Genomic DNA, 14,059 nt, shown 5'->3' with positions numbered 1-14,059 from the left:
TTTAATTAGATGATAGACCAGAAGCTTTTAAAAAATTCAATAAATGAATGTTCTCAGTCATTAAAAAAAAGAGGTTATCATTTAGACATAGAAACTTGGAATAAACTTGAAGCTAAAAGAGCTTCATTACAAGTTAAGTTTGAAAATCAACAGGCAGAACTTAACAATATCTCAAAACAGATAGGTCTATTAAAGTCTAAAAATGAAGGGACAACTGAATTAGAGGAAATTGCATCGTATTTGAGTGAAGACATAAAGGAACAAAGTTCAGCTCTAGATTTAATATTAGATGATTTAAATTTATTTCTCTTAGAAATTCCAAATATACCCGATCAAGATGTCCCTGAAGGTGATAATGAAAATGATAATTTATTAATTAGAGAATGGGGGAATATCCCGAAATTTGATTTCTTAATTAAAGATCATGTTGAATTAGGTGAAATGCATGGACTATTAGATTTTGAATCTGCGAGTCAGATTACAGGATCAAGGTTTGTAGTCATGAAAGACTCATTTGCAAAACTTCAAAGAGCACTTATTCAGTTTATGTTAGATACTCATGTAAATTTACATGGTTATACTGAAGTCTATGTTCCTTACATAGTTTCGAGTAAGTCTCTTGAAGGAACTGGTCAATTACCAAAATTTGAAGAAGATCTCTTTAGAATAGAAGGGGATCAAAATTTTTATTTATCTCCGACAGCTGAAGTTCCAGTGACAAATTTATTTAGAGATACAATTTTAGATTTCAAAGATTTACCAACTAAATATGTCTGCCATACGCCTTGTTTTAGAAGTGAAGCTGGGAGCTATGGGAAAGATACAAAAGGTATTATGCGTCAGCATCAATTTGAAAAAGTTGAGCTCGTAAAAGCTGTAGAACCACAAGATTCATCTAAGGCATTGGAAGATATTACAAATGATGCAGAATCTATACTTCAAGCTCTTGAAATGCCTTATCGAGTTGTTTCTCTTTGTGGCAAGGATCTTGGATTTGCCTCTGCAAAAACTTATGACATAGAAGTTTGGGTTCCTTCACAAAATACTTATAGAGAGATCTCTTCATGCTCAAATTATCGAGATTTTCAGGCTAGGCGAATGAAAGCTAGATGGAGAAGTAATGAAACAAAAAAACCTCAGTTAATAAATACACTAAATGGATCAGGTCTTGCTATAGGAAGAACTTTATTATCTCTTTTAGAATTAAATCAAAACGAAGACGGCTCTATTTCATTACCAAAAGTACTGCATAACTACATGAATGTTAAGACAATTATGCCTACCTAAATCTTTAAAAAGAAATTAGCCTCTTTTTTTACCAAATCTATTTTTTTAAAAGAAAAATTATGAATATTCTTAGAAAATTCTTTTTTTATTCTACTCGATCCACTTTGTATAAATCTAACTTTGGCATGATTTGCAATATCAACTGGAAATATAGAGAGTGCTGCCACTAAAAAGTGATCACTAGCAATAATAATATCTATATTTTGATCAAAAATAAGTACCATTGTCACTAGATCTATGATTTCTTGATTCACTATCTTTTTATCCTTAGTTGGTAAAGATAATTCAATAACAAATTTTTTATTCATTTCCTTAAAATACTATATTCTGATCTGAAGATATTACTCCTTCCATTAAGATTGCAAGGCCTGTTATTTTTATATATGGATTTAAATTCTGTATTTTTCTTTTTCTAATAGAGTTAATACATACATAAATAGGAACGTTATTTTCCTCACACATGTAAAGGAAATATTTGTAAGTAGATTCTTGTGATAAATATCTCACTCCTTCTGAATAAAAAAAAACTCCATTAAGATTCAAGTAAATCTCTTTATCTTTCTCAAGAGTAGTAATAAATTCACTAATCTTTGAATAATTAACCACAGTTATAAATTTAGACATTTTATGACTTATTTTTTAAATCTAGATACAATTGTTAAGCATAAACTAGAAGCATATTTTACACTTTCTTTTAATGATTTTTCTTCTCCATTCTTTTGAAGATTTGCTATAAAAACTCCTAGTAAAGCATCTCCAGCTCCGTTTGAATTTATGGATTTAATTTTTGGAGCATTTACATGTATATTATTTAGTCTTGCACCTTTACTGTCTAATGTAATTAATTTACTTGTTTTTGAATTTGGAAAAAATTTAATAAATTCTTCAAATTCATTTCTATTTCCAACTATATAATCTATTTCTTGACTAAGGAGCCATTTGATCTTTTGTTTATTAAGCTTGATTAAGCTGACATCTCCTAATCCAAAACAAATTTGGAGTTTACTTGATTGAGCAATTTCTATAGCTTTCTTTGCTACAACAAAACCATTTTTTGTTGATAGTAAATATGAATCAAAAATTAACCAATCAGAGCTTCTTAAATATTCTTCTTTAATACAGCTTAAAGATAGATCTTTATTTGCTCCTAAATTTGCTGCCATAGTTCGTTTTCCATCTGGAGTAATAAAGATTAAGCATATACCTGTAGGGCTTAAGGATTGATTAATAACATTTGTATGTTTTGTATCTGTAAATCCGTTTAAAAACATTTTTCCATTGTCATCATTACCAAGTGAACATCCAAAATATGTCTCGCAGCCATATTCATTAGCGCTAAAAAGAGTATTAGCAATAGATCCGCCGCTTTCAAAATTTAGTATATGAGCTCTGTATTCATTCAACAATTGGTCTCTTTCTTTTGCTGAAATATGTCTCATGCTATCCTTAGGAATATTTATTTTTTTTAGATCTTCTTCATTTATTGATATTTGAACATCTATTAGTGCATTGCCAAGGCCGTAAATCTTAATCATATATATAAGAGTAAAATTATAACAACTAAGTTAAAATCTATTTAAATTAACATTCTAGATATTTTATTGACATAGAGCGCATTATTGAAATGGATTATATTCAGCAAACTATTGGTTTTTTTTCTTTATTACTGGCTGGAATAATGTTTTCAAATAATTTAAAAGCTATAAGAATACGATATATTATCAGTGCTGTTTCTATACAGTTAATTCTGGCCTTGCTTTTGATTAAAGTACCAATTGTCACAGGACTCTTTAAATATCTATCAGAAGGTGTCTTGTCACTGAAATATGCAAGTGATCAGGGGGTTTCTTTTGTTTTTGGATATCTAGCCGACGGGGCTCCAAATGCACCCTTTGAAATAATAGAGCCTGCTAACACTTTTATATTTGCATTTGCAGGTTTATCCTTAGTAATTGTGGTGTCTGCTCTCTCTGCATTATTGTGGCACTGGAAAATTATTCCTTTTTTTATAAATGCACTGTCAGTTTTGTTTAAAAAGCCTTTGAATGTAGGTGGGCCTGCTGGCTTAGGCGCAACTGCAAATATTATTTTTGGTCAAGTAGAGGCTCCGTTACTTATCAAGCCCTACTTATCTTCTATGACAAAGAGAGAATTATTGATATTAATGACGGTTGGAATGGCAACTATTTCCGGGTCAGTTATGGTTGTTTTTGTAACTTTTTTAGACAATATTTATGATCCATCCTCATTGATAGGTCATTTTTTGATAGCTTCAATTATTTCAGTACCTGCAGCTATTATGTATGCAAATATTATGATTCCGGAAGATAAAAAAACAGAATTTCCTGGGTCCTCTGAATCAAATCTATATTCTAGTTCTATGGATGCTATTACTACAGGTACTTCAAATGGATTAAATATTTTTTTAAATATCATCGCATTATTAATAGTGATCATAGCCTTGATAACCTTACTAAATATTATTTTATTATCTATGCCAGATTTTAACGGTTTGCCTTTGTCCTTAGAAAGAGTAACTGGCTGGTTTTTTTCTCCTGTTGCATGGTGCATGGGCATACCATGGGACGAGGCTCAAATAGCTGGAGAATTATTGGGCATTAAAACAATCTTTAATGAATTCATTGCTTATATGAATTTAGCAAATCTTGAGCCAAAGATGTCTGAAAGATCAAATTTAATTATGTTATATGCTCTATGTGGTTTTGCTAATTTAGGGAGTGTCGGCATTCTATTAAGTGGCTTGGGTGTTATGGCACCAACAAGAAAAAATGATTTTATAGCAGTTAGTGGCCGAGCTCTAGTAGGGGCTATTTTAGCTTCTTGCATGACAGGATATATAGTGGGAGTAATCTAAGATTAACTTAAGACTCTAGTTATGAAATGTTTTCGGCATAAAGAGACATATCTATCGTTTCCTCCAATCTTTATTTGCTTCCCATCTGATTCAAACTCTCCAGATTTTGATATCCTAGCTACCATAGTTGCTTTAGCTCCACAAAAACAGATTGTTTTTATTTCTTTAATAGTATCTGCCCATGCTAAAAGATATTTACTACCTTCAAAAAGCTCTCCTAAAAAGTCAGTTCTTAATCCATAAGTCAATATAGGTATATCCATGCTGTCTACGATATTTCCTAAATCTTTAACTTGTAGTTTTGTTAAAAATTGGGCTTCATCTATTAAAATACAGTCTAAAGTCTCTTGGGAATTTATATTTGTGATTTCTGCCATGAATTTTGTTTTCTTGGAAAAAGTATTTGATTCTAGAGATAAACCAATTCTAGAAATAATTTTATTTTTTTCATTTTTTTCATTTCTAACAGTAAATAAAACTGTATTCATGCCTCTTTCTAGATAATTATGGTTTGCCTGTAGAAGTGCAGTAGATTTACCTGCGTCCATAGATGAATAATAAAAATAAAGCTTAGCCATTGAATTAGATTTTATTTATTCATTCACTAAAGGTCTAGTTTTTATGTGTTAATATCATTTTTCGTTTATTCATGACTCAAGAAAAAGAAATTAATTCATCTGTAATAGATGAACCTCAAGAAATACCTCATCAGGAAACTCTTACTGTATGGGGCTTAGCATGGCCTTCTATTTTAAATAATCTGCTATTCAGTTTAGTAGGGCTGGTATCTATTTATGCGGTAGGACATATAGGAACTGAAGCAGTAGCAGCAGTTGGAACAGGGCAAAGAATCTTTTGGATTTTTCAAGCTATTATCATGGCAATCATGGCTGGTACAACAGCATTAGTTGCAAGAGCTGTGGGAGCAAGGGATCTTGAAGAAGCCGCTCAGGTCACAAGAGCATCAATTGGATTATGTGTAGCTTTAGCATTCGTTGCTATGACAGTAGTATTCATGAGCGGTGAAGCAATTATTAATATCTTTGGCTTAGATCAAGAAACTAAGAAGCTTGCATTAAATTATTTGTATGTATTGATAATATTTACTCCTGCTTTTTCAATATCCATGGTAATAGGAACAGCTCAAAGGGCAGCAGGAGATGCTAAAACGCCACTACTGATTAGTGTATTCGCAAATGTTATAAATATTTTTCTTCTCTTAGGTTTTGTTAATGGAAGATTTGGCTTACCTCAGCTTGGATCTGTTGGAGCTGCCTTATCTGGAGGTATTGCCTTTTCTTTAGCATCGATCCTAGCAGTAGCTCTTTGGTTAGGAAATTATTTATTAATAAAGGTAGGAGAATCCGGTTCTTTATCAAAAGCTAGAATTAATAGAATAATTCACGTAGCTTATCCAGCTGCTATGGAGGCCATAGTCTTTCAATTAGGTCTTCTTTCTTTCTTTTGGATAGTAGCTTTGTACGGAACAGCTCCTGTAGCCGCATATAATATAGGTGTAAACTTATTAATGGTCTCATTTACAGTCGGAGGAGGTTTTGCTATGGCAGGAGCTACTTTGACAGGACAGCAATTAGGTGCAAAAAACCCTGCCGGTGCTATGAAGAGTGGTTATGAAGCAGCAGGCATGACTGTTATTTCTATGGGTTTATTAGGTGTATTAGTTGCTTTTTATGCTAGAGAGTTATCAAGTTTTTTTATAGATGATCTAGAGGTAATTAATTACACTGTAAAATTTGTAATTATCTTTGCAGTGATACAGCCTTTTATGGCTTTAGAATTTGCGCTGAGCGGAGCATTGAGAGGTGCTGGAGATACAAGATCTCCCCTAATCATAACTTTAGTCGGATTAGTTCTCGTAAGGGTGCCTTTGGCTTATATTCTTTATAAAAGCGGCTTAGGAGTTGCGTGGGTCTTTGGAACTCTAATTGCTGATTATTCTCTGAAAGCTCTTTTATTTATGATTCGCTACAGATCTAAGAGATGGATGAAAGCTTTAAGTGATTAACTAAATCATTATAATTATTTCTATGAAAAAACTTTTTTCGTTCTTTTTACTAATTATCTTATTTTCTTGTCAGAAAGAAACTTTAACCTCTGTTGATCCGATTGAACAAAATACAAAACTAAAAGACCATTCCTTAGAATTTAAGAAGGGAGTAATAGAAGTTGCAAAAGGAGTACATGTCGCAATTGGATATGCCTTAGCTAATGCTATTTTAATCGAGGGAGAGGGCGGCAATATTATCGTCGACACAACAGGAACTATAGAAACAGCTACTGAAGTAAAAAAGGAATTTGATAAAATTAATTCTAATCCTGTTGTTGCAATTATCTATACTCATAATCACGGAGATCATATTTATGGGGCTAAAGTTTTTGCTGAAAATTCTTCTCCAGATATTTACGCCCATAGAACAACCCAAGATTATATTAATAGAGTTTTAGGAATCGTCAGGCCCATTATTTCAGATAGGTCTTCAAAAATGTTTGGTAATAGATTTCCTCTAAATGACATTACTAATAATGGAATTGGCCCTTTTTTAGAGATAGGAAGAGACTCTAGAAACAGTGGACTTCTAGTTCCAAATATAACCTTTGATGAGAAATTAAATATAAATATTTCAGGTATAGAAATTGAACTTATTCATGCTCCAGGAGAGACAAATGATCAATTATTAGTTTGGCTTCCCGAGAAAAAAGTTCTATTACCTGGTGACAATTTTTATAAAGCTTTTCCAAATTTATACACTATAAGAGGTACCCCTTATAGAGATTTAGTAAGATGGGTAGCTAGTTTAGATATTATGAGATATCTTAAACCAGAATTTCTCATCCCAAGCCATACTAGACCTATCCTTGGTAAAAATAAAATATATGAAGCGCTTACTGAGTATAGAGATGGTATTCAGTATGTACATGATCAGACTATTAGATTAATGAATAAAGGCATGACGCCTAATCAAATTGCATCTCAGATTAAACTTCCACCAAAATTAAAAGATTCTATTTATTTACAAGAATTTTATGGTTCTCCTAGTTGGTCTTCTAGAAATGTTTTTAGTGGCTACTTAGGCTGGTTTGATGGAAACCCAACTAATTTACACCCCTTGGATCCACAAGAAGAATCTATAAAAATTTTACAATTAGCTGGGGGAGTTGAAAGAGTGCTATCAGAAATTAAGGAGTCTTATGAAAATGAAGATTATCAATGGGTCCTTCAATTAACTGATTATTTATTAGAGTATCAAGATAATCAGGAAGCAGTAGATATAAGAATATCTGCATTGAATAAATTAGCAGAGATTCAAAGCAATCCAAATGCTAGATATTATTATTTAAGTAGTGCTCAAGATCTTATTAAACCTCCTGAAACGACACTACTAACAACACCTTCTAAAGAGTTACTAACTCAATATCCTATAGATATCCTTTTCGAAACATTGAAGGTTAATGTTATTCCTGAGAATGCTCTTGGTAATGATATGAGGGTATTATTTAAATTTACAGATACAAATAAATCTTTCACTTTGATACTTAGGAATGGAGTATTAGAAGTCCAGCCTTATGCTTTAGAGGGTTCTGATATTCAAGTAATAACAGTTGAGCAAACTTGGAAAGAAGTAGTTGTAGGTTTAAGGAGTTTACCAGTGGCTATTGCAACTGGTTCTATTGAAGTTTCGGGTCAGCAACTACGACTAATATCTTTTTTTAATACATTTAAGGAGTAAACATGAATAATTTTGAGGATATAAAGGTTTCTGTATCAGAGTTTATAGCTACCATTACTATACACAGAGCTCCTAATAATTTTTTTGATTTTAGTCTGATCGGGCAGATAGCTGAAGCATTTAATGAATTAGATAAGTCTGATGAATGCAGGGTGATTGTTTTATGCTCAGAAGGTAAGCACTTTTGTGCTGGAGCTAACTTTAGTGGAGACAGAGAGTTAGTTGATGGTATTGATCCAATAGACAAACTCTATAAAGAGGCTGTAAAATTATTTAGGAATAAAAAACCTATTATTGCAGCCGTACAAGGAGGAGCAATAGGCGGCGGCTTAGGAGTATCCCTTGTAGCTGATTTTAGGATAGCATCTCCTGAATCAAGGTTTAGTTCAAACTTCTCTCAACTAGGGTTTCATCAGGGCTTTGGAACCACAGTCACTTTACCTAGAGTAGTAGGGAATCAAAATGCATCCATGATGTTATTAACAGGTAAACGCCTCAAGGGTGAAGAGGCATTAGAAATTGGTTTAGCTGATTTTTTAGTTCCTCAAGCAGAATTAATGAATAAAGCATACGAATTAGCTTCTGAAATAGCTTCAGCAGGGCCTTTAGCAGTTGAGGCTATAAGAAGTACTATAAGACAAGGTTTAGCAGATGACGTAGAAAAAATAATCTCTTGGGAGTTAGCTGAACAAAAAAGATTACAGTCTACTTCTGACTTTAGAGAAGGCATTGCAGCCTCAACTGAAAGGCGTAAACCTATTTTTACAAGATCATAGTTTTGATAGAAGTAGCTATATTAGGGGCAGGTTTTTCTGGAATCTGTATTTCTATTCAGTTAAAAAAATTTGGAATTAATTCTTTTGAAGTTTTTGAAAAATCGCCTGCATTGGGAGGTACTTGGCATGATAATACATATCCAGGTGCGGCATGTGATGTACCCTCTCACCTATATTCTTTTTCTTTTGAGATTAAGGATGATTGGACTAGGAAATATTCAGGTTCTAAAGAAATAAATGATTATCTAAATTTTTGTGCTGATAAATATGAAATCCGTCAAAATATAACATTTAATACAGAAATAGTATCTGCAAATTTTGATAATGATGAAGGAGTTTGGGTATTAGAGTCTTCAACTAAGCAAAAATATAAAGCTAGATTCCTCGTTTCAGGGTTAGGTCAATTAAATTCAGCTCATATTCCATATATAAAGGGGCAGAGTGAATTTAAAGGACGCTCTTTTCATTCATCTCATTGGGATCACTCCCTAGGACTAGAAGACAAAAGAATTGCAGTTATAGGCAATGGAGGAAGTGCAGTCCAGTTCATTCCTCATGTTGGAACAAAAGCTAAGAAATTGACTGTATATCAGCGATCAGCTCATTGGGCTATGAGTAGAAATGATTTTGCTTATTCTTCTTTTCAAAAAAATATTTTTAAATATTTACCTTTTGTTCAAAGAATCTATCGGTTCTTTATTTGGTTACAACTAGGTAGTAATTTTTATGCCATCGTAAAACAAACCTGGTATACCAAAGTAGTAAAAAAGAAGATAAGAGAATACTTATCTTCTATTATTAAGGATCCGATCTTATTAAAAAAACTAATTCCAGACTATGAGATTGGCTGTAAAAGACTTCTTGTCGTAGAAGACTATTATGAAACTTTAGTTAAAGACAATGTCCATGTCATAGATGTTCCTATTAAAGAAATTTCAGAAAATTCTGTTATAGATGTCAATAATAATGAAGAGGAAGTAGATGTCATAATTTACGGAACAGGCTTTCAGACATCTAAATTTTTCACACCTTTAGAAGTTACTAATCATAAAAATATCTCTCTTAATGAATATTGGAAACAGGGTGTAAAAGCACATAGAGGTGTAATGATAGCTGAATTCCCTAATTTTTTTATGCTATATGGTCCAAATACTAATTTGGGACATAACTCAATAATTTTTATGATTGAATGCCAAGTAAAATATACAATTAAGTGTATCAAGAAGGTTGTAAAGTTAAAAAAGAGCATAATAACTCCTAGAGAACAAGCCATGAATTCTTATAACAAAGGATTGCAAGAGGGTCTTTTAGGTACAGTTTTTTCTTCTAATTGTAATAGTTGGTATAAAAATGAAGATGGAAAAATATTAAATAATTATGACAAAGGTCATCTAGAATATTTTTTAGAAAATACTTACCCGAAATTTTCTGAATATGATCTTAATTGATAATAAATTCTTTATTCAATGAGAAGAGAGTAATCTGCAGCGTCTACATTTTTAGTTAAATCACCTGTCGAGATATAATCTAGGTCTAAGGTTATTAATTCATTAATTTTATTGAGATCTATGTTTCCGGAGACTTCCAATAAGACTCTATTATTGTTTATCTTAATTGCCTCTTTAATATCATCAATGCTGAAATTATCCAACATTACTATATCTGCTTGAAAGTGAATTGCTTCTTTTAATTCAGTAATATTTTGAACTTCTACTTCTATAGAATTGATTTTATTGATTTTAAAAGTATTAATGGCTTCTTTAATTGATCCAGCTGCCTGAATATGATTCTCTTTAATTAGTACAGCATCAAACAAACCTATTCTATGATTTTTTCCACCTCCGCACTTAACAGCATATTTTTGTTCGTACCTTAAATTAGGGATAGTTTTTCTAGTATCCATAATAGATATAGAAGTATTGTTTATAATTTCTTTGTAAATGGAAGTTTTATAAGCTATACCTGACATGAACTGTAGAAAATTTAAAGCCGTTCTTTCTCCTGTCAATATTTCACGCGTCGGGCCGTTTATCTGAGCAACTACATCATTAACTTCTAATTTTTCACCTTCTTGCTTACACCAAAGTATCGATATGTCTTTATTTAAATGAGTAAAGCTATCATTGAACCAATCTACACCACATAAAATAGATGGATTTCTTATAATTAAATTAGCTTTAGAAGTTTTATTAATTGGAATTATCTTGGCAGTGATATCTCCAGAACCAATATCCTCTTCTAAAGCATTTATTACTGATTTATAGACTTTTTCTTTGTGTGAAAGTGTTGTCATATGCATTAAAGTTAAGCATTCTATCTAAGGGCTTTTTAGCTTTATCTATCAATTCATCATCTAAATTAATTTCATTATGAAGACTTAAGACACATTCATGAAGATTTTCTAATGAATTTAGTGCCATCCAGGGGCAATGAGCACAACTTTTACATGAAGAACTTGCTCCTCCAGTTGGAGCCTCTATTAATTCTTTGCCTGGAGCGGCCATTTGCATTTTATAGAAAATTGATTTATCAGTAGCCACGATTAGCTTGTTATAATTCAGATCTTTTGCAGCCTTAATAAGTTGTGATGTTGAACCAACTGCATCAGCCATGTTAATGACATCTTCGGGGGCTTCAGGATGCACCAGAATACCTGCGTCAGGATGAATTATTTTTAAGTCTTTTAAGGCCTTTGATTTAAATTCTTCATGTACAACGCATGCACTATTCCATAAGATCATGTCCGCACCAGTTTCTTTCTGTAAATAGCTTCCAAGATACTTATCCGGAGCCCAAAGTATTTTTTTACCATCAGCATCTAATTGATCAATAACTTCTTTTGCAATGCTAGAGGTTACAACCCAATCTGACAGAGCTTTTACCTTTGCAGAAGTATTTGCATATACGACAACTTCTCTATCAGGATGTTTTGAGATGAATTCCTTAAATTTATTTTCAGGACAACCTAAATCTAAAGAGCATGTAGCATCCTTGGTAGGTACAAATACTGATTTGTTCGGGCTTAAAATCTTGGCTGTTTCTGCCATAAATTTTACTCCAACTACTATGAGATTATTGGCTTTACTTTTGTATCCAAATTTTGCCATTTCAAGAGAGTCTCCTACCATCCCTCCGGTTTCTTCTGCTAACTTTTGAATCCATGGATCAGTATAATAATGAGCGATTAAAGTAGAATTATTTAATGACAAGTTTTTAACAATAGACGAAGAGAGTTTATCAACGATGTCTTTCGGCGGTGCACCTGCTGATAGTTTTTTCTGATGACCTTTTATCAAATCTTCAGTTAGAAATTTTGAAATATGGCTTTGGGCTAGATTGGACATAAATATTGCATTAATTTTAAAAAGCAAATTTAGATTCTATAAAAACAGCGATAATATTAGCGTATCTAGCTAAATCTTTATATAGAAATAATAATGAATCCGTAGTATATTTTTTTTATGGAACCTAAATCTATAGCGGTAATTATTATATTTGGTACTTTTCCTGTGCTTTACCTTCTTGAATTTTTATCTGGAAGACTTTCAAGGTCACGTGTCCCTATAAAAGATTTTTTCTTTACAATTGCAGGGTTTTTATCTCAAACGATTATTTCTGGTTCCTTATTAGGAGGATTGTTAGGGTATATTACAGTAACTTTTTTTTCAGACTATGCTGGTTATTTATCATCAATACCATTTCTTCCTGCTTTTTTAGTTCTCTTTTTTACTAATGAGTTTATGCATTACTGGGTTCATAGGAAAGCTCATGAATGGCGTTGGCTTTGGAAAGTTCATAGAACTCATCATAGCGCTGAAGATTTAAATATTGGTGTTCTTTATAGATATAATATTTTTTGGGTTATCTTACTTCCTCATACTTGGACAGGAGCCTTTGCAGTCTATTTTGGCTTAGGGGGACCATTTATATTAGCTGTCTTAATTACTTATTTTATTAATGCTGCAACTCACACATCTTTTAGATGGGATCTTTATTTAAGGAAAAGATTTCCTTCTTCAGAGCATTTTTGGAAAGTCATAGAGAGATATATAACTTTACCAGATACACATCATGCCCATCATGCTTTTGGAGATAATGCACATCCCAATGGTAACTATGCAATTTCAGTTTTCTTTTTTGACACCTTCTTTGGTACTGCAAAGATACCTAATGCTAGACAGGCTAATTATGGTCTGCCAATTTCCCCTAGACTTCCTTGGAAAGAAGAAATATTTTGGCCTCTTATTAGAGAAGACCTTTTGCCTAAAACGAATGAAAAGATGTGATAGAATTCTCTTTTTTAGAGGATAGTTGGCAGAGTCTGGTTGAATGCACCGGTCTTGAAAACCGGCAAGGGGAAACCCTTCGGGGGTTCGAATCCCTCACTATCCGCCGCATTACATGAAATGCAGGCTTAAATAAGATATCTGTGTTTCTATCATGTGAATAAATCTCTATAAATTAAGACTATTAGTGAATATAGCTTCATTTATTTTTGCTCCCTTTACCTAACTATTTTTAGATATTGTTGGATTCGTGTTGGATAAAATTTTTCTGATCTGAGGTATTGAGTTAAGATGAAAGAATGAAAAAACTAAAAATAGTGTCAGTAATCGCTTTACTTTACTCAATGACTGCTAGTGCAGCAGTGTGTTTCCTTGAAAATGAAACGACTAGTGGAATGAATAAAATCTGCTATTACTCGTGTGTATCAGGAACAAAAGCAATAACTATAGGTGCTGTACAACTCTGCCCATTGACCATAGACGGCTAACCGTTTATTAAGAACCCTAACTCACCAGATTAGCTTGGATTAATATTCCCATACTTTCCCCACAATCCTCTTCTGAGAAATTCATAATCTGAGATATTTCATTTGCATATATCCACTTCATTAATTTTCAATTAATATATATTGTAGATAGAAAAAGATTATGACAGATAACGAGACTACAAAATTTAATAAAAAAATTATACAAGAATTCCGTAAAAACCATGGAATAGTAGGTGAACCATTTTCAGGAATTCCTTTGCTCTTATTAGCGACCACAGGAGCTAAGTCTGGTAAATCTCGCTTAAATCCTTTGGCATATAGTGAAGAAGGGGATGACATAGTGGTTATAGCATCTATGGCAGGAGCTGAACAGAATCCGCCTTGGTTCTACAATCTTAAAGCATATCCCAATGTTGAAGTTGAAGTAGGTGATGAGAAATTTCAAGCTATTGCTCAAATTACGGACGAACCTCTACGCACTGATCTTTATAAAAAGATGGAAGAAAAAATGCCTATGTTTTCTCAGTATAGAGAAAAAACAAAGAGAGTAATTCCAGTCATCCTATTAAAGAAAGTTAACAGTTCCACTAATTAATTA

General features: G+C 32.5%; 15 protein-coding genes and 1 tRNA gene. 10 read left to right on the top strand and 6 right to left on the bottom strand.

The features are described 5' to 3' along the window. The first annotated feature begins 9 nt into the window (after positions 1-9). Positions 10-1,287 (top strand): serine--tRNA ligase, encoded by a 1,278-nt coding sequence (serS, locus tag P8J93_03465; protein MDG2060861.1) that lies wholly within the window; start codon positions 10-12, stop codon positions 1,285-1,287. On the opposite strand, the gene P8J93_03460 is transcribed toward serS, so the two are convergent. Genes P8J93_03460 through P8J93_03450 form a run of 3 tightly spaced genes read right to left on the bottom strand, consistent with a single transcriptional unit; the run spans position 1,284 to position 2,822 of the window. Then, positions 1,284-1,595 (bottom strand): hypothetical protein, encoded by a 312-nt coding sequence (locus P8J93_03460; protein MDG2060860.1) that lies wholly within the window; start codon positions 1,593-1,595, stop codon positions 1,284-1,286. The two genes, serS and P8J93_03460, sit on opposite strands and share 4 nt — an antisense overlap. 4 nt (positions 1,596-1,599) lie before the next feature. Next, positions 1,600-1,911, bottom strand: coding sequence for a DsrE family protein (locus P8J93_03455; GenBank protein ID MDG2060859.1), 312 nt, complete (start codon positions 1,909-1,911; stop codon positions 1,600-1,602). Positions 1,912-1,919: 8 nt separating this feature from the next. Then, positions 1,920-2,822 carry an adenosine kinase gene (locus P8J93_03450; GenBank protein ID MDG2060858.1) on the bottom strand — a complete coding sequence of 301 codons (903 nt, stop codon included), beginning with the start codon at positions 2,820-2,822 and terminating at the stop codon, positions 1,920-1,922. Positions 2,823-2,911: 89 nt separating this feature from the next. On the opposite strand from P8J93_03450, the gene P8J93_03445 reads away from it, so the two are divergent. Further along, the gene (locus P8J93_03445) at positions 2,912-4,162 is read left to right on the top strand and encodes a nucleoside transporter C-terminal domain-containing protein (GenBank protein MDG2060857.1); all 1,251 of its coding nucleotides are present in this window, start codon (positions 2,912-2,914) and stop codon (positions 4,160-4,162) included. Between the two features lie 2 nt (positions 4,163-4,164). Here P8J93_03445 and P8J93_03440 read toward each other — a convergent pair whose 3' ends face one another. Next, the gene (locus P8J93_03440; protein ID MDG2060856.1) at positions 4,165-4,740 is read right to left on the bottom strand and encodes a thymidine kinase; all 576 of its coding nucleotides are present in this window, start codon (positions 4,738-4,740) and stop codon (positions 4,165-4,167) included. 71 nt (positions 4,741-4,811) lie between these two features. On the opposite strand from P8J93_03440, the gene P8J93_03435 reads away from it, so the two are divergent. The 4 genes from P8J93_03435 to P8J93_03420 are packed head-to-tail and all read left to right on the top strand — an operon-like array spanning position 4,812 to position 10,135. Next, positions 4,812-6,188 carry an MATE family efflux transporter gene (locus P8J93_03435; GenBank protein MDG2060855.1) on the top strand — a complete coding sequence of 459 codons (1,377 nt, stop codon included), beginning with the start codon at positions 4,812-4,814 and terminating at the stop codon, positions 6,186-6,188. A 22-nt stretch (positions 6,189-6,210) separates the two neighbouring features. Next, a complete protein-coding gene (locus P8J93_03430) occupies positions 6,211-7,911 on the top strand; it encodes an alkyl sulfatase dimerization domain-containing protein (GenBank protein ID MDG2060854.1) in 1,701 nt (566 codons plus the stop codon). A gap of 2 nt (positions 7,912-7,913) precedes the next feature. Next, a complete protein-coding gene (locus P8J93_03425) occupies positions 7,914-8,687 on the top strand; it encodes an enoyl-CoA hydratase/isomerase family protein (GenBank protein ID MDG2060853.1) in 774 nt (257 codons plus the stop codon). Positions 8,688-8,689: 2 nt separating this feature from the next. Then, the gene (locus P8J93_03420; GenBank protein MDG2060852.1) at positions 8,690-10,135 is read left to right on the top strand and encodes an NAD(P)/FAD-dependent oxidoreductase; all 1,446 of its coding nucleotides are present in this window, start codon (positions 8,690-8,692) and stop codon (positions 10,133-10,135) included. A gap of 11 nt (positions 10,136-10,146) precedes the next feature. Here P8J93_03420 and nadC read toward each other — a convergent pair whose 3' ends face one another. Then, on the bottom strand, positions 10,147-10,980 hold the full coding sequence (gene nadC / locus P8J93_03415) for a carboxylating nicotinate-nucleotide diphosphorylase (GenBank protein MDG2060851.1): 834 nt from the start codon (positions 10,978-10,980) through the stop codon (positions 10,147-10,149). Continuing rightward, entirely contained in the window at positions 10,946-12,031 is a 1,086-nt protein-coding gene (nadA, locus tag P8J93_03410) for a quinolinate synthase NadA (GenBank protein MDG2060850.1), read from the bottom strand. Before nadA ends, nadC begins: the two co-directional genes overlap by 35 nt. Positions 12,032-12,148: 117 nt before the next feature. Between nadA and P8J93_03405 the strand changes: the two genes are divergently transcribed. The 4 genes from P8J93_03405 (at position 12,149) to P8J93_03390 (ending at position 14,056) form a co-directional block, all read left to right on the top strand. Then, positions 12,149-12,973 carry a sterol desaturase family protein gene (locus tag P8J93_03405; protein MDG2060849.1) on the top strand — a complete coding sequence of 275 codons (825 nt, stop codon included), beginning with the start codon at positions 12,149-12,151 and terminating at the stop codon, positions 12,971-12,973. A 19-nt stretch (positions 12,974-12,992) separates the two neighbouring features. Further along, positions 12,993-13,079 (top strand) — tRNA-Ser (locus tag P8J93_03400). A gap of 211 nt (positions 13,080-13,290) precedes the next feature. Next, positions 13,291-13,461 (top strand): hypothetical protein, encoded by a 171-nt coding sequence (locus tag P8J93_03395; GenBank protein ID MDG2060848.1) that lies wholly within the window; start codon positions 13,291-13,293, stop codon positions 13,459-13,461. A gap of 160 nt (positions 13,462-13,621) precedes the next feature. Then, positions 13,622-14,056 carry a nitroreductase family deazaflavin-dependent oxidoreductase gene (locus P8J93_03390; GenBank protein MDG2060847.1) on the top strand — a complete coding sequence of 145 codons (435 nt, stop codon included), beginning with the start codon at positions 13,622-13,624 and terminating at the stop codon, positions 14,054-14,056. Positions 14,057-14,059: the final 3 nt, after the last annotated feature.

This window comes from SAR86 cluster bacterium (assembly GCA_029268615.1).
Lineage (GTDB): Bacteria > Pseudomonadota > Gammaproteobacteria > Magnimaribacterales > Magnimaribacteraceae > JAQWNM01.
This window is presented reverse-complemented; position numbering and strand designations above follow the sequence as displayed.